Annotated in this window: 20 protein-coding genes and 2 tRNA genes; 12 read left to right on the top strand and 10 right to left on the bottom strand. The window is 68.6% G+C overall.

Annotation, left to right across the window (positions count from 1 at the left end; translation table 11 throughout):
* Positions 1–77 precede the first annotated feature (77 nt).
* A complete protein-coding gene (gene ligA / locus ACWICD_RS03285; protein ID WP_454139254.1) occupies positions 78–2,462 on the top strand; it encodes an NAD-dependent DNA ligase LigA in 2,385 nt (794 codons plus the stop codon).
* Between the two features lie 153 nt (positions 2,463–2,615).
* Here ligA and ACWICD_RS03280 read toward each other — a convergent pair whose 3' ends face one another.
* The gene (locus ACWICD_RS03280; protein ID WP_454139253.1) at positions 2,616–4,328 is read right to left on the bottom strand and encodes a long-chain-fatty-acid--CoA ligase; all 1,713 of its coding nucleotides are present in this window, start codon (positions 4,326–4,328) and stop codon (positions 2,616–2,618) included.
* 43 nt (positions 4,329–4,371) lie between these two features.
* On the opposite strand from ACWICD_RS03280, the gene gatC reads away from it, so the two are divergent.
* Genes gatC through ACWICD_RS03250 form a run of 6 tightly spaced genes read left to right on the top strand, consistent with a single transcriptional unit; the run spans position 4,372 to position 9,961 of the window.
* Positions 4,372–4,671, top strand: a complete 300-nt coding sequence (gatC, locus tag ACWICD_RS03275; protein WP_454139252.1) for an Asp-tRNA(Asn)/Glu-tRNA(Gln) amidotransferase subunit GatC — start codon at positions 4,372–4,374, stop codon at positions 4,669–4,671.
* Positions 4,668–6,191 carry an Asp-tRNA(Asn)/Glu-tRNA(Gln) amidotransferase subunit GatA gene (gene gatA / locus ACWICD_RS03270; protein ID WP_376127560.1) on the top strand — a complete coding sequence of 508 codons (1,524 nt, stop codon included), beginning with the start codon at positions 4,668–4,670 and terminating at the stop codon, positions 6,189–6,191. Before gatC ends, gatA begins: the two co-directional genes overlap by 4 nt.
* Positions 6,191–7,720, top strand: a complete 1,530-nt coding sequence (gene gatB / locus ACWICD_RS03265) for an Asp-tRNA(Asn)/Glu-tRNA(Gln) amidotransferase subunit GatB (protein ID WP_454139251.1) — start codon at positions 6,191–6,193, stop codon at positions 7,718–7,720. Before gatA ends, gatB begins: the two co-directional genes overlap by 1 nt.
* 49 nt (positions 7,721–7,769) lie before the next feature.
* Positions 7,770–9,029, top strand: a complete 1,260-nt coding sequence (dinB, locus tag ACWICD_RS03260; RefSeq protein WP_454139250.1) for a DNA polymerase IV — start codon at positions 7,770–7,772, stop codon at positions 9,027–9,029.
* 43 nt (positions 9,030–9,072) lie between these two features.
* Positions 9,073–9,393, top strand: a complete 321-nt coding sequence (locus ACWICD_RS03255) for a hypothetical protein (protein WP_376127554.1) — start codon at positions 9,073–9,075, stop codon at positions 9,391–9,393.
* Positions 9,368–9,961 carry a hypothetical protein gene (locus tag ACWICD_RS03250; protein ID WP_454139249.1) on the top strand — a complete coding sequence of 198 codons (594 nt, stop codon included), beginning with the start codon at positions 9,368–9,370 and terminating at the stop codon, positions 9,959–9,961. Before ACWICD_RS03255 ends, ACWICD_RS03250 begins: the two co-directional genes overlap by 26 nt.
* 4 nt (positions 9,962–9,965) lie before the next feature.
* Here the strand turns inward: ACWICD_RS03250 and ACWICD_RS03245 are convergent, their stop codons facing one another.
* The 6 genes from ACWICD_RS03245 to ACWICD_RS03220 form a co-directional block, all read right to left on the bottom strand.
* A complete protein-coding gene (locus ACWICD_RS03245; RefSeq protein WP_454139248.1) occupies positions 9,966–10,451 on the bottom strand; it encodes a DUF2017 family protein in 486 nt (161 codons plus the stop codon).
* Complete coding sequence (gene clpS / locus ACWICD_RS03240; RefSeq protein ID WP_376127650.1) at positions 10,448–10,729, bottom strand: ATP-dependent Clp protease adapter ClpS; 282 nt, start codon at positions 10,727–10,729, stop codon at positions 10,448–10,450. Before clpS ends, ACWICD_RS03245 begins: the two co-directional genes overlap by 4 nt.
* 14 nt (positions 10,730–10,743) lie before the next feature.
* Positions 10,744–11,091, bottom strand: a complete 348-nt coding sequence (locus ACWICD_RS03235) for a metallopeptidase family protein (protein ID WP_376127648.1) — start codon at positions 11,089–11,091, stop codon at positions 10,744–10,746.
* Positions 11,092–11,117: 26 nt separating this feature from the next.
* Positions 11,118–11,193: transfer RNA gene (locus tag ACWICD_RS03230), tRNA-His, on the bottom strand.
* A gap of 37 nt (positions 11,194–11,230) precedes the next feature.
* Positions 11,231–11,857 carry an oligoribonuclease gene (gene orn, locus ACWICD_RS03225; protein ID WP_454139247.1) on the bottom strand — a complete coding sequence of 209 codons (627 nt, stop codon included), beginning with the start codon at positions 11,855–11,857 and terminating at the stop codon, positions 11,231–11,233.
* 39 nt (positions 11,858–11,896) lie between these two features.
* Positions 11,897–11,969, bottom strand: a tRNA-Arg gene (locus ACWICD_RS03220).
* Between the two features lie 109 nt (positions 11,970–12,078).
* On the opposite strand from ACWICD_RS03220, the gene ACWICD_RS03215 reads away from it, so the two are divergent.
* Positions 12,079–12,291: a methyltransferase gene (locus tag ACWICD_RS03215; protein WP_376127548.1), complete on the top strand. Its 213-nt coding sequence runs from the start codon at positions 12,079–12,081 to the stop codon at positions 12,289–12,291.
* A 7-nt stretch (positions 12,292–12,298) separates the two neighbouring features.
* Here the strand turns inward: ACWICD_RS03215 and yczE are convergent, their stop codons facing one another.
* Together yczE and ACWICD_RS03205 are read right to left on the bottom strand one after the other, a co-directional pair.
* Positions 12,299–12,937 (bottom strand): membrane protein YczE, encoded by a 639-nt coding sequence (gene yczE, locus ACWICD_RS03210; RefSeq protein WP_376127646.1) that lies wholly within the window; start codon positions 12,935–12,937, stop codon positions 12,299–12,301.
* Positions 12,938–12,975: 38 nt separating this feature from the next.
* A complete protein-coding gene (locus ACWICD_RS03205; protein WP_454139246.1) occupies positions 12,976–13,239 on the bottom strand; it encodes a hypothetical protein in 264 nt (87 codons plus the stop codon).
* Between the two features lie 220 nt (positions 13,240–13,459).
* Here ACWICD_RS03205 and ACWICD_RS03200 point away from each other — a divergent pair, with 220 nt between their 5' ends.
* The 4 genes from ACWICD_RS03200 (at position 13,460) to ACWICD_RS03185 (ending at position 16,743) form a co-directional block, all read left to right on the top strand.
* Positions 13,460–13,963, top strand: a complete 504-nt coding sequence (locus ACWICD_RS03200; protein WP_454139245.1) for a single-stranded DNA-binding protein — start codon at positions 13,460–13,462, stop codon at positions 13,961–13,963.
* A gap of 42 nt (positions 13,964–14,005) precedes the next feature.
* A complete protein-coding gene (locus ACWICD_RS03195; protein ID WP_454139244.1) occupies positions 14,006–14,515 on the top strand; it encodes a DUF6993 domain-containing protein in 510 nt (169 codons plus the stop codon).
* Positions 14,516–14,576: 61 nt separating this feature from the next.
* Positions 14,577–16,256 carry an energy-dependent translational throttle protein EttA gene (gene ettA / locus ACWICD_RS03190; protein WP_376127540.1) on the top strand — a complete coding sequence of 560 codons (1,680 nt, stop codon included), beginning with the start codon at positions 14,577–14,579 and terminating at the stop codon, positions 16,254–16,256.
* Entirely contained in the window at positions 16,249–16,743 is a 495-nt protein-coding gene (locus ACWICD_RS03185) for an acyl-CoA thioesterase (RefSeq protein ID WP_376127539.1), read from the top strand. Before ettA ends, ACWICD_RS03185 begins: the two co-directional genes overlap by 8 nt.
* 5 nt (positions 16,744–16,748) lie before the next feature.
* On the opposite strand, the gene ACWICD_RS03180 is transcribed toward ACWICD_RS03185, so the two are convergent.
* Positions 16,749–17,597 (bottom strand): acyl-CoA thioesterase, encoded by an 849-nt coding sequence (locus ACWICD_RS03180; RefSeq protein ID WP_376127644.1) that lies wholly within the window; start codon positions 17,595–17,597, stop codon positions 16,749–16,751.
* Between the last annotated feature and the right edge of the window lie 69 nt (positions 17,598–17,666).

Genomic DNA, 17,666 nt, shown 5'->3' with positions numbered 1-17,666 from the left:
CTGCACCGGTGAGAACGGCCTGACCGGCGGTTCTGAGCATTCCGTTCGCGTCGGAGCCCGCTCGTAGACTTGCGGACGTGTCGGAGAACATCTCGCGAGAAGACGCCCGGGCTGAGGCTGAGCGCCTGACGGGGCTCATCCTCGATGCGAAGGACGCCTATTACGGGCGCGACACGTCGATCGTCGATGACGCCACGTACGACGGGTGGATGCGGAGCCTCACCGAGCTCGAGCGGCTCTATCCCGAGCTGCAGGGGCAGGACTCACCCACGCAGATGGTCGGTGCCGCTGAATCGACGGGCCTCGACACGATCGAGCACGCCGAGCGCATGCTCAGCCTCGACAACGTGTTCTCGATCGATGAGCTGCGGGAGTGGGCCGGCAAGACCCAAGCGGCGGTCGGTCGCGAGGTCGCGTGGCTCACCGAGCTCAAGATCGACGGACTCGCGATCAACCTGCGCTACGAGGACGGAGTGCTCACATCGGCGGCCACACGCGGTGACGGACGCGTCGGCGAGATCGTCACCGAGAACGCGGTGAAGGTCACGGGGATACCCGCGCGGCTGACGGGCACCGGGCATCCGCCGATCGTCGAAGTGCGCGGCGAGGTCTTCATCCCGGTTGCCGCCTTCGAGAAGCTCAACGCGGCGCAGGCTGACTTCCGCGAGCGGGCATTCGCCGAGTCGCTCGCACGGTGGGACGCCCGCACGACCGCGAAGAAGCCGTTCGACGAGGAGAAGGCACGCATCGCAGCGGCCCGACGCTTCCCTTCCTTCGCGAATCCGCGCAATGCGGCCAGCGGCGGTCTGCGGCAGCAGCTCGGCAAGAAGGAAGGGCTCGAACTCGAAGCCGGCATCATCCGGATCGAGTCCCTCCGGCTCTATGTCCACGGCATCGGGGCGTGGTCGGAACCGCCGGTTGCGACGCAGAGCGAGGTCTACGGACTCCTCGCCGCTTGGGGGCTCCCCACCAGTCCGCGCACGAAGGTGTGCGACAGCATCGACGAGGTCGCCGACTTCGTCGCCCACTACGGCGAGCACCGTCACGATATCGAGCACGAACTCGACGGCATCGTCGTCAAGGTCGACAACCTCGCCGATCATGCCGAGCTCGGCGCGACGAGCCGCGCACCGCGCTGGGCCATCGCCTACAAATACCCGCCCGAAGAAGTCCAGACCACACTCCTCGACATCGTCGTCTCAGTGGGCCGCACGGGACGCGCCACACCGTTCGCCGTCATGGCGCCCGCGCACGTCGCGGGATCGGTCGTGCGTCAGGCGACGCTCCACAACAAGGACGTCGTGCGTGCCAAGGGCGTGCTGATCGGCGACACCGTCGTGCTGCGCAAGGCGGGCGACGTCATCCCCGAAGTGCTCGGGCCCGTCGTCGAGCTGCGGGACGGCACGGAGCGCGAGTTCGTCATGCCCGAGCGGTGCCCCGAGTGCGGGTCGCTGCTCGCCCCCGCGAAGGAAGGCGACATCGACCTGCGCTGCCCGAACACGAGATCGTGCCCGGCCCAGGTGCGCGGTCGCGTCGAGCACATCGGGTCGCGCGGCGCACTCGACATCGAGGTCCTCGGCGAAGTGACGGCCGCCGCGCTCACGCAGGCGGAGCCTCCGGCCGTCGCACCGCTTGTGACCGAGGCCGGTCTGTTCTCGCTGACGCTCGAAGACCTCGTGCCGATCTCCGTGATCGTTCGCGACGCCGAGACGGGCCAGCCGAAGATCGACGAGACTACGGGCGAGCCCGTGCGGCGCACGCCGTTTCAGAAGCTCGGGCCTGCGCAGTATCCGCCAGGGAGCGAACAGCTGGATGCCGCAGCCCGGCGTCGCGCGGGCATCCGCAAGGACCACCGAGAAGTCCTCCCGTCGGAAGCCGCGCTCAAGCTGCTCGCCGAACTCGAAAAGGCGAAGACGAAAGAGCTGTGGCGGCTCCTCGTATCTCTGAACATCCGTCACGTCGGCCCTGTCGCCGCCCGTGCGCTCGCGCAGTGGTTCGGGTCGCTCGACGCGATCCGTGACGCGAGCCTTGAGGATCTCGCCGCGGTGGAGGGCGTGGGCGACATCATCGCGGTGTCGCTGCGAGACTGGTTCGCCGTCGACTGGCACCGGGAGATCGTGCGGCAGTGGTCGGATGCGGGTGTCCGGTGGGCGACGCCGGGTCATCCGGGCCCGGGTGCGGTCTCGGCGGGCGGTGTGCTCGAGGGGCTCACGGTCGTCGCGACGGGATCGCTCGACGGCTTCACGCGCGAAGGCGCTCAGGAAGCGATCATCGCGGCGGGTGGCAAGGCCGCGTCGAGTGTCTCGAAGAAGACCGACTTCGTCGCGGCGGGCCCCGGCGCCGGATCCAAGCTCGCCAAGGCGGAGGACCTCGGCGTGCGCATCATCGATGCGGCGCAGTTCCGCATCCTCGTCGAGCAGGGGCCCGCCGCCCTCGACGTGCTCGACCCCGACGCGGGGTAGCGGCACGAGCCTGTGTCGTAGGTATGGTCTCCTCCTCTGCCATCGAGAGAAGAGGGGCATCGGACGCGGATACTCGCGCACGACGGCTGGAGACATTGCACAAGCTCATGGAGTCCGAGTGATCTTCGTCTCGGCGCTGGGCGGCGGCTGCGACTAGGAGCCGGACGTGAGGGTGAGCAGCCGGTCCCGCACCTGCCGACGCAGCACCTTGCCGATGAGGGACTTGGGCAGCTCGTCGACGACGAAGACACGGCGAGGCACCTTGTAGGGCGTGAGGATGCCGCGGGCGAACTCCCGGATCGCGTCCACGTCGACGTCCTCGCCGCCGTCGACCACGATCGCCGCGACGACCTCTTCCCCCGAGTGCTCGCTGGGCAGTCCGACGACAGCGGCATCCTCGACCTGCGGATGCTGGCGCAGTGCGATCTCGACCTCGGTCGGAGCGACGTTGAAGCCGCCCGTGATGATGAGCTCCTTGATCCGGTCGACGATGCGAACGAAGCCGGCCTCGTCGATCTGGACGATGTCCCCCGTGCGGAACCACCCGTCGGCGAAGACCCGCTCGGTCTCCTCGGGCTTGCCGTAGTAGCCCTGGAACACCTGGGGCCCGCGGACGATCAGCTCGCCGCGCTCGCCCGGCGGCACGTCGACGGTCGGCTCGTCGGGGTCGACGACGCGCGCTTCGGTGCCGGGCAGCGGAAGCCCCACCGTCCCCGGCACGCGGTTCGCGGCGACCGGATTGGCCATGAGGACGGGCGAGCACTCGCTCAGGCCGTACCCCTCGACGAGATAGCCCCCCGTGGCCTCCTCGAACGGCACGACGAGCTCGTGCGGAAGCGCCATCGCGCCCGAGATCGCGACCTCCGTCCCCGAGAGCGAGACGCCCTTCTCGCGCGCAGCGGCGAGCAGCCGGTCGGCGATCGGAGGCACGAGCGGCAGGAAGGTCGCGGGATGCTTCTTCGTGACCTCGAGCACCATGTCGGGGTCGAAACGGGGGAAGAGCACGAGCCGCGCACCCATCGACATCGCGAAGGTCAGACACAGTGTCAGCCCGTAGGCATGGAACATCGGCAGCACGGCATATACGACGCATCCCGGACCCCGCACGATGGACGGCACCCAGGCGCGCGCCTGCGCGGCATTGGACAGGAGGTTGCGGTGCGTCAGAGCGGCGCCCTTGGGGGTGCCCGTCGTGCCGCTCGTGTACTGGATGAGGGCGAGGTCGTCCGTCCCGGGCTTCGGATGCGTCGGCGGCAACGGGTCGGCTCCGACGATCTGCTCCCACGGGATGGTGCCCGACACGCGTTCGTGGAGGGCCGTCCGGGCCTCCCGGGCCTTCGCGATCGGCAGCTTCAGAGCGAGGCGCGTCGCGAACGGCATGGCCTTCGTGACGTCGACCGAGACGATCGAGCTCACGGACAGGTCGGCGGGGAACTCCTGAACCGTCGCGACGACCTTCGACCACACGATCGCGTGCTTCGCGCCGTGGTCCTCGAACTGCTTGCGCAGCTCTCTGGGGGTGTAGAGCGGGTTGTGCTCGACGACGACGGCGCCGAGGCGCAGGATCGCGTAGAACGCGACGATGTGCTGCGGACAGTTGGGCAGCACGATCGCGACGGGGTCGCCCGCGCGCACCCCCTGCGCTTTGAGTCCCGCCGCGGCACGCTCGATCTGCTCGTGCAGGTGCCGGTAGCTCGTCTCGCGTCCGAAGAACTGCAGGGCGACGGCATCCGGATAGTCCCGTACCGACGCGTCGACGATGTCGACGAGCGAGCCGGAGACGGGCTCGAGGTCGGCGGGGACTCCCGCCGCGTAGCTGGCGATCCACGGGCGCGGCGGGTTGTACGTCGTCACGGGGGACAGCATATTCCGGTCGGGTGCGCGTCGCGCGCGCTCGTAGGATAGGGGGGTGTCGGAAATCACCCCAGATCTCGTGCGCCATCTCGGCGTGCTCGCCCGCATACAGCTGAGCGACGAGGAGGTCGAACGCCTCACGGGTCAGCTCGACGTCATCGTCGACAACATCGCGAAGGTGTCGCAGGTCGCGACCCCCGACGTGCCCGCGACGAGTCACCCCGTTCCACTGCAGAACGTCTTCCGCCCGGATGTCCCCGGCGACATGCTGACGATCGCTCAGGTGCTTCAGAACGCACCGGATGCCGCGGACGACCGCTTCCGCGTCACGGCGATCCTGGGGGAGGAGCAGTGAGCGACCTCACGCGGCTGAGCGCCGCAGACCTCGCGGCCCGGATCGCCTCGGGCGACGTGTCCAGCGTCGAGGTGACGCAGGCGCACCTCGACCGGATCGCGGCCGTCGACGGCGATGTGCACGCGTTCCTGCATGTCAGCGATCACGCGCTCGATGTCGCGGCCGACATCGACCGTCGCCGTGCGGCGGGGGAGCGGCTCGGACCCGTCGCGGGCGTCCCGCTCGCGATCAAGGACGTCCTGGTGACGACCGACATGCCGTCCACGAGCGGCTCGCGCATCCTCGAGGGCTACATGTCGCCCTACGACGCGACCGTCGTCGCGCGTTCACGCGCGGCGGGACTCGTGCCGCTCGGCAAGACGAACATGGACGAGTTCGCGATGGGCTCCTCGACGGAGCACTCCGCGTACGGACCGACGCGCAACCCCTGGGACCTCGAGCGGATCCCGGGTGGATCCGGCGGAGGGTCCGCCGCGGCCGTCGCGGCGTTCGAAACGCCGCTCGCGCTCGGCTCCGACACCGGCGGATCGATCCGTCAGCCCGCACACGTGACGGGCACCGTCGGCATGAAGCCCACGTACGGCGGCGTGAGCCGCTACGGTGCGATCGCACTGGCCTCTTCACTCGACCAGGTCGGGCCCGTCACGCGGACGGTGCTGGATGCCGGACTCCTCCACGACGTCATCGGGGGACATGATCCCCACGACTCCACGTCGCTCACGGATGCCTGGCCGTCGTTCGCCGATGCCGCCCGCGAAGGTGCATCGGGCGACGTCCTCAAGGGGCTGCGCGTCGGCGTCATCCGGGAGCTTCCCGACAGCGGCTTCCAGTCGGGTGTCGCGGCGTCGTTTCGGCAGGCGCTTGCGGCGATGGAGGCGCAGGGCGCCGAGATCGTCGATGTCAGCGCGCCCCACTTCGAGTACGGCGTCGCCGCCTACTACCTGATCCTCCCCGCCGAGGCGTCGAGCAACCTCGCGAAGTTCGACTCCGTGCGCTTCGGCATGCGGGTCACGCCGCACGCATCCGCGACGGTCGAAGAGGTCATGGCCGCCACGCGTGAAGCCGGCTTCGGCGACGAGGTCAAGCGCCGCGTCATCCTCGGCACGTACGCGTTGTCGGCCGGCTACTACGACGCCTACTACGGCTCGGCGCAGAAGGTCCGCACCCTCATCCAGCGCGACTTCGACGAGGCGTTCGCGCAGGTCGACGTCATCGCGACGCCCTCCGCACCGACGACGGCGTTCAGGCTCGGTGAGAAGATCGACGACCCGCTGCAGATGTACCTCAACGACGTGACGACGATCCCGGCGAACCTCGCGGGCGTGCCGGGCATCTCGATCCCATCCGGTCTCGCGGCCGAGGACGGCCTGCCCGTCGGCATCCAGTTCCTCGCCCCGACCCGCGAGGACGCGCGCCTGTACCGAGTGGGGGCCGCCGTCGAGGCGCTTCTCGTGGATTCCTGGGGTGGACCGCTTCTCGACAGAGCACCGTCCCTCGATGCGAGCGGAGGTGCTCTCTGATGGCGAAGGCCAAACTGATGGATTTCGACAAGGCGCTTGAGCAGTTCGAGCCGGTGCTCGGCTTCGAAGTGCACGTCGAGCTCAACACCGAGACGAAGATGTTCTCGTCGGCGGCGAACCCTGCGAACTCCGCGAACCACGACGCGGCGCCGAACACGCTCGTCGCTCCCGTGGACATGGGCCTGCCGGGGGCGATGCCGACCGTCAACGAGACCGCCGTGCGCTACTCGATCAGCCTGGGGCTCGCACTCGGCTGCTCGATCGCACCCTCGAGCCGGTTCGCGCGGAAGAACTACTTCTACCCCGATCTGGGCAAGAACTACCAGATCTCGCAGTACGACGAGCCGATCGCGTTCGAGGGGTCCGTCGACATCGAGCTCGCCGGCGGCGACATCGTCACCGTCCCGATCGAGCGCGCGCACATGGAAGAGGATGCCGGCAAGCTGACGCACGTCGGCGGGGCGACCGGCCGCATCCAGGGCGCCGAGTACTCGCTCGTGGACTACAACCGCGCCGGAGTGCCGCTCGTCGAGATCGTCACGAAGCCGATCTTCGGCGCCGAGCACCGCGCGCCCGAGATCGCGAAGGCCTACGTCGCGACGATCCGCGACATCGTGATCTCGCTGGGCATCTCGGAGGCCCGCATGGAGCGGGGCAATCTGCGCTGCGACGCGAACGTGTCGCTGCGCCCCCGGGTCGCGGCCGGTGAGCCCGCCGCACCGCTCGGCACGCGCACCGAGACGAAGAACGTCAACTCGATGCGCTCCGTCGAGCGGGCCGTCCGGTACGAGATCCAGCGTCAGGCCGCGATCCTCGCGGCGGGCGGCACGATCACGCAGGAGACCCGCCACTGGCACGAGGACACCGGCACGACCTCTCCGGGTCGTCCGAAGTCGGACGCCGACGACTACCGCTACTTCCCCGAGCCGGATCTGCTGCCCGTCGCCCCGTCGCTCGAGCTGATCGACGAGCTGCGCGCAGCGCTGCCCGAACCGCCGGCCGTGCGTCGCCGGCGTCTGAAGGGCGATTGGGGCTTCACCGACCTCGAGCTTCAGGACGTCGTCAACGCCGGACTCCTGGCCGAGGTCGAGGCCACGGTCGCCGCCGGCGCGTCTCCCGCCGCCGCGCGCAAGTGGTGGACGGGCGAGCTCTCGCGCGTCGCGAACGCCGAGGGCAGAGAGCCCGCCGAGCTCGTCGAGCCCGCGGCGGTCGCCGAGCTGCAGAAGCTCGTCGACGCGGGCACGCTCACCGACAAGCTCGCTCGTCAGGTGCTCGAGGGCATGATCGCGGGAGAGGGTACGCCGCAGCAGATCGTCGATGCGCGCGGCCTCGCCGTCGTGTCCGACGACGGTGCGCTCATCGCCGCCATCGACGACGCGCTCGCCGCGCAGCCGGACGTGCTCGCCAAGATCCGCGACGGCAAGGTGCAGGCCGCCGGTGCCGTGATCGGCGCTGTCATGAAGGCCATGCGAGGACAGGCGGATGCCGCGCGGGTGCGCGAGCTGATCCTCGAGCGCGCGGCAGGATGACCATTCTCCTCGGGCACCGGATGTCGGTGCCCGAGGAGAGAATGGACGCATGGGGCGAGGCGACGGCAGCGGGCGGATGGTGTCACCGCAGGGTGCGGATGACACCGGCACCGGCATCCTGCATGTCGACATGGACGCCTTCTACGCGGCCGTCGCCGTGCTCGATGATCCGACGCTCGCCGGCAAGCCGATCATCATCGGCGCACCCGAGAGCCGCTCGGTCGTCTCGAGCGCGTCCTACGAAGCACGCCGCTTCGGGGTGCGCTCGGCGATGCCGGTCGGGCAGGCGCTCCGGCTGTGTCCCACGGCGATCGTCGTGCCGCCGCGCTTCGACCGCTACCTCGCGCTTTCCGCGCAGGTCATGGGCGTCTTCCGCGATGTCACACCGCTCGTCGAGCAGCTGTCGATCGACGAGGCATTCCTCGACGTGCGCGGTGCGCGAAGGCTGTGGGGCAGTCCCGGAACGATCGCTCGGATGCTGCGCGCCCAGGTGCGCGCCGAGACCGGCCTGACCTGCTCGATCGGCGTCGCCGCCACGAAGCACATCGCGAAGATGGCGTCGACCCTGTCAAAGCCCGACGGCCTGCTCATCGTGACCCCTGCCGACACCGCGGCGTTCCTGGCGCCGCGCCCCGTGCGAGCGCTGTGGGGCATCGGCCCCAAGGCGGGCGACGCGCTCGAACGCCGCGGCATCCGAACCGTCGCCGATGTGCTCGAAGAGCCGCGGGAGGTGCTCGATCGCGCTCTCGGCCCGGCGCTCGGCGATCGCCTGTGGCATCTCGCACGAGGGATCGACCCGCGCCCGATCGACACGACACGGGTGGAGAAGAGCATCGGGCACGAAGAGACCTTCCGCGACGACATCGCCGACGAGACGATTCTGAGAGCCGAGCTGCGTCGCCTCGCCGATCGCGTGGGTGCGCGTCTGCGGCAGCACGGATGGGAGGCGTCGACCGTGTCGATCAAGGTGCGCTTCGCCGACTTCACGACGGTGACGAGGTCTCAGACGCTCGCCGAGCCCACGGCCGTCGGGCAGCGGATCGGCAGCGCCGCTCACGACCTGTTCGCCGGTGTCCACCGGGGCCTTCCGGTGCGGCTCGTGGGCGTGCGCGCAGAGAAGCTCAGCCCCTCGGGCTCGGGCGCACCCGCCCTGTGGGATGACGACGACGGATGGCGGCGGATCGAAGGCGCACTCGACGGAGCCGCGACGAAATTCGGCCGGAACGCGATCACGCGGGCGACTCTGCTCGGTGCGCGCCGAGACGGCGGCTCCCAGCCCTCGCACCCTCGACCGCCGTCGGCGTCGTGATCCGGCTCTGGGCACGATCGACGCGGGCGGGTAGCGTGGAGGCATGCCCAACATCGCTCTCGAACTCTCCAAGCAATCCGTCTCGCTCGGCGTGAAGAGCGCCTATGGCGAACCCCAGGACGTCAACGGTGTCACGTTCATTCCGGTCGCTCTGACGTGGTCCGGGTTCGGCGGCGGCTCCGATGACGAGGGGAACGGCGGCGGCGGAGGCGGCGGCTATTCGGTCCCCGTGGGCGCCTATGTCCGCAAGGGCGACGACCTGCGCTTCGAGCCGAACCTGGTTTCGCTGCTGGCGGTCGCGATCCCGTTCGTGTGCGTCGCCGGGCGTGCGCTCAGCCGTGTCATCCGCGCCCTCAAGAAGTAGCACCGACGTCGTCGGCCGGGCGCTGACCGCTGCGACATCACGGATCCTGCAGGCCGTCGAGGCGATCGAGGCGCCCAACCCCGTCATCCTCATCGACGGACGCAGCGGCGCCGGCAAGTCGTCGCTCGCGCTGCGCACCGCCGCGGAGTGGCCGGGCGCGGGCCGTGTGCAGCTCGTCGCGCTGGATTCGCTGTATCCCGGTTGGGACGGACTCGAGCTCGGCGTCGATCGCGCACGTGTCGACATCCTGCGCCCGCACGCGCGGGGCACGATCGGGACCTGGAACCGGTGGGACTGGCACGAAGAGCGTGAGGCCGAAGCCCATGCCGTCGACCCGGCCCTTCCGCTCATCATCGAGGGCGCCGGCATCCTCATGCCCGGAACGGCGCTCCTTGCCGATGTCCGCGTGTGGTGCGAATCGCCCTCGGCATCACGCCGTCGACGGGCGCTCGAGCGCGACGGTGACAGCTACCGGCCGCACTGGGATCGATGGGCGAAGCAGGAGCAGGCCCACATCGAACGCAACGACCCGGCCGCGCTCGCGACAGTCCGCGTCGAGATTCCCTGACCGCTCAGCCCCCGTCGACGGCGCGGACGAGCCCGTCGAGTCGGTAGCCGAGCCAATCGTAGATGCCGAATCGCGGATCCTCGGGGTGGTGGTCGTCTTCGTCGCTGATGTCGAGGCGCGTCGCGAGCACGAGGCGCACCGCCGACAGCGTACGCAGCCATGCGCGCGCCTCGTCGGGATCGAGGCGGAGCTCGACGGCTTCGACGAGGCGAGGATCCTCCGGATCCTCCGGCAGCTCGCCGATCGCGGCGAGAGAGGCGAGGACGACCGTCGCGTCCTCGGAGCGCCGGGCGAGCAGTTCGCGTTCGGTGAGCGAGCGGAACTCTCTCGCTGCCTCCAGGTCGGAGTACGCATCGGGGACGAGGCGGCGAAGCGCGGGGTCTCCGACGACGTCGCTCTCGGCGAGCAGCCGGTCGAACTGGTTCACGAGGTCGGCGAGGTGCGCCCCTTCGATGCGGGCGAGTTCGAGAACGATCGTCCGTTCGGTCATGGTGCCTCCCGGATCGTGGCCCACAGGCCGTAGTCGTGCATGGCCTGCGTATGCAGCTCCATCTGCTCGCGCGCCCCCTCGGCCACGACCGCATGACCGTCGTGGTGCACCGCGAGCATGAGCCGTTCCGCCTCGCTCCGCGCATAGCCGAAGTACTCACGGAAGACGTGCGTGACGTAGCTCATCAGATTGACCGGATCGTTCCACACGACCGTCTGCCACGGGCGCGGACGGTCGACCAACTGCTGTGACGTGGGGGAGCGGTCGGTGTCGGGCAGAACCGTCGGGGTCTTCACGCCCACCCCAGCTCGTGCAGCCGATCGTCGTCGATGCCGTAGAAGTGGGCGATCTCGTGGACGAGGGTCGTGTGGATCTCATCGCGCAGTTCGTCGAGCGTCTCGCACGTGATCAGATGCGGCTCGCGGTAGACGATGATCCGATCGGGGAGCTCACCGCCGCCGTACTGGCCGCGCTCCGTCAACGCCCATCCGTCGTACAGACCGAGCAGATCGAGACTGCCGTCCTCGGGCCGATCTTCGACGACGAAGACGACATTGTCGAGGCCGTCGACCATCTCATCGGGCAGCCTGTCGAGCTCGTCCACGACGAGTTCCTCGAATGCCGCGGCATCCATCTCCATACGATGCCCCATGGCCTCGCTTCTCTTGGGGTGAGTAACGGGGCTCGAACCCGCGACATCGGCCACCACAAGGCCGCGCTCTACCAACTGAGCTATACCCACCATGTCTCCCGCTTTCGCGAGCAACCAGAAGATTCTCTCATACCTCCGACGAGAATGACGAAACGGCCGCGGCCGCAGCGGCACGCGCGTCGTCGCTCGTCGGGCCGGGCTCGGGAACGAACACCGCCCGGCGATAGTAGACGAGCTCGCGAATCGATTCGAGGATGTCGGCCAGGGCGCGGTGACCGCCGTCCTTGGCCGGCGCGTGGATGTATGCGCGCGGATGCCACCGTCGTGAGAGCTCCTTGATGCTCGAGACGTCGACGTTGCGGTAGTGCAGCCATCGATCGACTCGGGGCATGTACTTCGCGAGGAACATGCGGTCGGTGCCGATCGTATTGCCGGCGAGGGGCGCTTTGCCCTGCTGCGGCACGAACCGCTGGATGTATTCGAGAGCCTGGAACTCCGCGTCGGCGACGGAGACGCCGCCGGGGATCTCGGAGAGCAGGCCCGACTTCTCGTGCATCGCGGTGACGAAGTCGTTCATGTGCTCGAGCGCCGAGGCATCGGGCTTGATGACGATGTGGAAGCCCCCGTCGAGGGGTCGCAACTCGAAGTCCGTCACGACGATCGCGATCTCGACGAGTTCATCGACCTCGAGATCGAGACCGGTCATTTCGCAATCGATCCAGACAAGCCGGTCATTCTCAGAGGCACCCACCATGGGACCCATCCTAATGACGGGACGGACACGCGATTTCGGCCCCCCAGAGGTGATTCGAACACCTGACCGGCGGATTAGAAGGCCGCTGCTCTATCCACTGAGCTACTGGGGGTCAACGTCATCAAGGGTAGCGGCCGCTCACAGCGGCCGGGAATCGGCGGATGCGCTGGTTCTTTCCCCGCGGGCGGCGTAGCGTCTGGTGCATCGGAAGGAGTTCGATGATGAGCACGACCGAGACATCACACGCATTGTGGGTCGCATACGGTGCTGGCGGAGTGGTCGGCAGCATCCGCAAATCCGACGAGGGGTACACCGTCACGATGGCCGGAGCGCCCGCTGCCGCCGGAACATACCCTTCGATGGATGTGGCGAAGCAGGCGCTGCACGCCCGGATGGCACCGGGGAGTGACTGGCCGAAGTTCCTCGAGCACTGAGCGGCGCTCAGGGCGAAGGAGGAAGCGCCTCGTCTGCTGTGAGCGTGGTGGTCGCCCGCGTGCCGCGGGCCGGGCGACGGGTGTCCAGCAGCGGAAGGGCGACATGCACGAGGGGGCCGATGAGAACGGCGAACAGGACCGTCCCGAGCCCGACCGTGCCGCCCAGCAGCCACCCCACGAACAGCACCGTGAGTTCAACGGCGGCGCGGCACACCCAGATGGGCCAGCGCAGCCGCGTGTGCATGCCGGTCATCAGACCGTCGCGCGGACCCGGTCCGAAGTGGGCGCCGATGTACAGCCCCGACGCGAGCGCCACGAGCAGGATGCCGGCGAGCAGGACGGCGATCTGCGCGAGCAGCCCCTCGATCGGCGGGACGACGGTGAGGACCGCCTGCATGCTGGTGCCGACGACGAGGATGTTCGCGATCGTGCCGACCCCCGGCTTCTGACGCAGCGGGATCCACAGCAGCAGCACGAGAAAACCGAGCAGATTCGTGATCCAGCCGATGCCGACGCCGGTGTGGATCGAGATGCCTTCGGCCAGGACGGTCCACGGGTCGACACCCAAGCCCGCCTGAACGGTGAGCGCGCACCCGGCACCGTAGAGCAGCAGCCCGATGAGCAGTTGGATGACGCGGCGTGGCACAAGCACCATCCAACCCCATATTCGTACGCCCGGAGCGGTCAGCGCGTGTAGCGCAGGCAGTCCAGGGCGTCGTCTATCGACCAGAAGTCACCGAGGTCGCGGAAGGCGCGCGAGCCGGCGTGGAACCGACGCGCACGGTAGCGAGTGCCCCCCGTACTGTTCCGTGCCTGGACGTGACCGATGACGCGGCCCGTCGGATCGAGGACGCGCCAGAGCGCGGGCGCGGCGGATGCGAGTCGGAGCGGGGTGGTCCGACGCGGACGCGGAGCGACCGCGACCGGTGGGTGGAGCTGGATGGACATGTGCTCTCCCTTCCTCCGTCGAACATAGATGCGACCACGGACATCGCCGCGGCGGTCCGGTTCCTCCCCAGGTGGGGACGCTCGCCGTTCTCTCCCCAGATCCGGCGGCCGCGCGGAGGATGCGGATCGCGCGGACCAAGGTGGGACAGCAGTGGTGCCGGCCGGGCACGCCGGTACCACTGCGAGCCAACCGATCAAGGCTCCGAGCAGAGGAGAAGAAATGAACGGAACGACCATCACGGTCGCGGGGAACATCGCGACGGATCCGGAGCAGCGAAGCACATCGGGCGGCGTCCCCTACACGCGATTCCGAATCGCGTGCGGGGAACGTCGTCGTGACAAGACGACCGGCGAATGGGCTGACGCGGGTACCAACTGGTACACCGTCTCGGTCTTCCGATCACTCGGCGAGAACGCCGCGCGGTCCCTGCGGAAGGGGCAGCGCGTCCTTGTGTCGGGAAGGCTGCGCATCCGAAACTGGGAGACTGCGCAGAACCACGGGACAGAGGCCGAGATCGACGCCGAGGCGATCGGTCACGATCTGCGCTGGGGGACGACGACGTTCGAGAAGGCGGCCCACGCCGGCGGCGCACCGTCGTCGCCATCGCGCGAATGGGAGAATCCGTCCGTTCCGCGCACGGACGACGCCGTCGACGCGGGCTGGCCGCTGGTCACCGTCCCGGCGGGAGACACCGCGGAATCCCTCGAAGAGGTGCCCTACTGAGCCGCCGACGGCCGCCGGGGACGGCGCCTCTAGACTGTTCCGGTGCCCCGATCCACTCAGAAGGACTCTGTTCGAGTCCGCCGTGCGACGGCGACAGCTGCCGCGGTATGCGCCGGTCTGCTGGTGCTGAGCGGATGCACCGACACCGCCCCCGGCCCGGTTGAGTCGGCGACGGGGAGTGCGCCCCCGACACCGACCGAGACGCCGACGCCCGACGCGGTCGTGTTCCTTCCCGACGGCACAGCCTCGGACAATCTGCCGATCTTCCGCCAGGTCGTCGAGGCCGTGTGGGCGGGGGAGCACAACGACGCGGGCCGCGCCTACATCGACGCGCTCACCGCGGCCGGATTCGACAGGGCGGCGATGGAGGTCACGGAGGACCTCTCGACCGTCGGGCACCGCGCCGAGAGCCTGCAGTTCTCGGTGCTGTGGGGATCCGAATGTCTCATCGGGCAGGTCGGTCCCGCGACCGGCGATCCCGTCGCCACGGTCGTCGACGCACTGGCCGAAGGCGGATGCCTCATCGGGCGCACGCGGCCGATCGACTGGTGACCTGCTCACGGCCGGTAGGCTGGGGGGCTGACGTCCGCAGTCCAAGGAGAGCAGGATTCGCATGGCTGAGTACATCTACTCGATGGTCCGCGCCCGCAAGGCGGTCGGCGAGAAGCTGATCCTCGATGACGTGACGATGGCGTTCCTCCCCGGAGCGAAGATCGGCATGGTCGGCCCAAACGGGGCCGGAAAGTCCACGATCCTCAAGATCATGGCGGGCCTGGACACGCCGTCCAACGGCGAGGCGAAGCTCAGCCCCGGGTTCACGGTCGGCATCCTCATGCAGGAGCCCGAACTCGACGAGTCCAAGACGGTGCTGGAGAACATCCAGGACGGCATCGCGATCAAAGCGAAGCTCGACCGGTTCAACGAGATCTCCGCGCTGATGAGCGACCCCGATGCCGACTTCGACGCGCTGCTGGCCGAGATGGGCACGCTGCAGGAGGAGATCGACGCCGCTGACGCCTGGGACCTCGACTCGCAGCTCGAGCAGGCGATGGACGCGCTGCGCACGCCCCCCGGCGATGCGTCGGTCTCGAACCTGTCCGGCGGTGAGAAGCGTCGGGTCGCGCTGACCAAGCTGCTGCTGCAGAAGCCCGACCTGCTGCTGCTGGACGAACCGACGAACCACCTCGACGCCGAGAGCGTGCTGTGGCTCGAACAGCACCTGCAGAAGTACACCGGCGCCGTCATCGCCATCACGCACGATCGCTACTTCCTCGACAACGTGGCGGAATGGATCGCCGAGGTCGACCGCGGTCGCCTCATCGGCTACGAGGGCAACTACTCGACGTACCTCGAGAAGAAGCGCGATCGGCTCGAAGTGCAGGGCAAGAAGGACGCCAAGCTCGCCAAGCGACTCGCCGACGAGCTGGAGTGGGTCCGCTCCAACCAGAAGGGCCGCCAAGCCAAGTCCAAGGCGCGCCTGGCCCGTTACGAGGAGATGGCCTCCGAGGCCGAGCGCACGCGCAAGCTCGATTTCGAGGAGATCCAGATCCCGCCGGGCCCGCGACTCGGCGGCGTCGTGATCGAGGCGAAGAACCTGCAGAAGGGGTTCGACGGCCGCTCGCTCATCGACAACCTGAGCTTCAGCCTGCCGCCCAACGGAATCGTGGGCGTCATCGGGCCCAACGGCGTCGGGAAGACGACGCTGTTCAAGACGATCGTCGGCCTCGAGCCGCTCGACGGCGGCCAGCTCAAGATCGGCGAGACCGTCAAGATCAGCTACGTCGACCAGTCGCGGGGGAACATCGACCCGAACAAGACCCTGTGGGAGGTCGTGTCCGACGGACTGGACATCATCACGGTCGGAAAGATCGAGATCCCGTCGCGCGCGTACGTCTCGAAGTTCGGGTTCAAGGGCCCTGACCAGCAGAAGAAGGCCGGCGTGCTCTCGGGTGGCGAGCGAAACCGACTCAACCTCGCTCTCACGCTCAAAGAGGGCGGCAACCTCCTGCTGCTGGACGAGCCGACGAACGACCTCGATGTCGAAACGCTGCAGTCGCTCGAGAACGCGCTGCTGGAGTTCCCCGGCTGCGCCGTCGTGATCACGCACGATCGCTGGTTCCTCGACCGCATCGCGACCCACATCCTCGCGTACGAGGGAACCGAAGAGAACCCGGACAACTGGTACTGGTTCGAGGGTAACTTCGACGCGTACGAGCAGAACAAGATCGAGCGCCTCGGGCCCGACGCGGCCAAGCCGAACCGCTCGGCATACCGCAAGCTCACGCGTGACTGACGCCGCCGGTCTCGGCCGAGTGCACATCCCGATCCATCTGCGGTGGGGAGACCTCGACGCGCTCGGCCACGTCAACAACACATCGATGCTCAAGCTGCTCGAAGAGGCTCGTCTGCGCGCCTTCTGGCTGCCCGAAGGCGATGCCGAAGCCGCCCCGACCGCGATCTTCGACATGACGGTGCTCGAAGGCGGCGGCGAGCGCGCGACCCTCGTCGCCCGACAGGAGATCGAGTACCTGCGTCCCGTGCCCTACGGGCACCGGCCGCTCGACGTGCAGCTGTGGATCAGCAAGATCGGCGGTTCGAGCATCGAGGTCTGCTTCGAGGTGTTCAGCCCGCTGGGCGATGATCCGCAAGTGCTCTACGCCCGGTCGTCGGCCGTCGTGGTGCTCGTGGACGTCGCCGCCGGATCGCCGACGCGCCTGACCGCGCACGAGCGATCGACATTGTCGCCGTTCCTCGGCGACCCGATCCGCTATCGTCGCTGATCCGCTCAGCCCTCGCCCGGCACCCGCACCATGACCTCCTGAGCGACGCTCGCGATGAGTACGCCCTCGCGCGAGTAGATGCGCCCGTTCGCGAGCCCGCGACCGCCGCGCGCGCTGGGGGACTCCTGGACGTAGAGCATCCAGTCGTCCACGCGCCCCGGACGGTGCCACCACATCGCGTGATCGAGACTCGCGACCTTGAGTCCCGGCGTCGCCCACGGAATGCCGTGCGCGCGCAGGATCGCCTCCTGGATGGTGAGATCGCTGAGGTACGCCAGGGCTGCGCGGTGGAGGGCCGGATCGTCGGGCACCGCGCTGCGCACCCGCATCCACACCGCCTGCTCGGGGCGATGCTCGCCGGTCACCTTCGTGTAGATCGGCGATGCGACGTGGCGCAGATCCAGCGGCCGATCCGTGTACATCCGCTTCGTCATGGGATGCAGCCCGTCGAGCTGTGATTCGACGTCGGGCAGGTCCTCGGGGTCGGGCACTCCGGTGGGCATCGGAGCCTGATGCTCGAGCCCCGTGTCCTCGTCCTGGAAGGAGGCGATCATCGAGAAGATCGGCACGCCCTCCTGGAACGCCTGCGTGCGACGAGTCGAGAACGAACGACCGTCGTGGATGCGGTCCACCGCGAACGTGATGTGCGCGTCGGCGTCACCGGGGCGCAGGAAGTACCCGTGCATGGAATGCACCGTGCGGTCGTCGGGAAGCGTCCGTGACGCCGCGACGATCGACTGCGCGAGCACCTGCCCGCCGTAGACGCGTCCGAGCGGCATCGACTGCGACACGCCCGTGAAGATGTCTTCGGTCGTGCGCGCTTCGGAATCGGCGAGGTCGAGCACGGCCAGCATCGAAGCGACAGGATCCGCCTGCGTTCTCGCGTGCGTGGGCTCGGGGGCATCCGTCACTGGGGTCTCCAT

The sequence above is a fragment of the Microbacterium sp. NPDC055357 genome (genome assembly GCF_053644835.1).
This window is presented reverse-complemented; position numbering and strand designations above follow the sequence as displayed.

Coding starts and splice junctions, on each gene's coding strand:
- ACWICD_RS03280 (WP_454139253.1), bottom strand. CDS start 4,328: ATGCTGTCCCCCGTGACGACGTACAACCCGCCGCGCCCGTGGATCGCC.
- ACWICD_RS03205 (WP_454139246.1), bottom strand. CDS start 13,239: ATGTCCATCCAGCTCCACCCACCGGTCGCGGTCGCTCCGCGTCCGCGT.
- dinB (WP_454139250.1), top strand. CDS start 7,770: ATGGGGCGAGGCGACGGCAGCGGGCGGATGGTGTCACCGCAGGGTGCG.
- ettA (WP_376127540.1), top strand. CDS start 14,577: ATGGCTGAGTACATCTACTCGATGGTCCGCGCCCGCAAGGCGGTCGGC.
- ACWICD_RS03215 (WP_376127548.1), top strand. CDS start 12,079: ATGAGCACGACCGAGACATCACACGCATTGTGGGTCGCATACGGTGCT.
- ACWICD_RS03200 (WP_454139245.1), top strand. CDS start 13,460: ATGAACGGAACGACCATCACGGTCGCGGGGAACATCGCGACGGATCCG.
- gatB (WP_454139251.1), top strand. CDS start 6,191: ATGGCGAAGGCCAAACTGATGGATTTCGACAAGGCGCTTGAGCAGTTC.
- ACWICD_RS03180 (WP_376127644.1), bottom strand. CDS start 17,597: ATGCTGGCCGTGCTCGACCTCGCCGATTCCGAAGCGCGCACGACCGAA.
- orn (WP_454139247.1), bottom strand. CDS start 11,857: ATGGTGGGTGCCTCTGAGAATGACCGGCTTGTCTGGATCGATTGCGAA.
- ACWICD_RS03245 (WP_454139248.1), bottom strand. CDS start 10,451: ATGACCGAACGGACGATCGTTCTCGAACTCGCCCGCATCGAAGGGGCG.
- ACWICD_RS03255 (WP_376127554.1), top strand. CDS start 9,073: ATGCCCAACATCGCTCTCGAACTCTCCAAGCAATCCGTCTCGCTCGGC.
- ACWICD_RS03235 (WP_376127648.1), bottom strand. CDS start 11,091: ATGGAGATGGATGCCGCGGCATTCGAGGAACTCGTCGTGGACGAGCTC.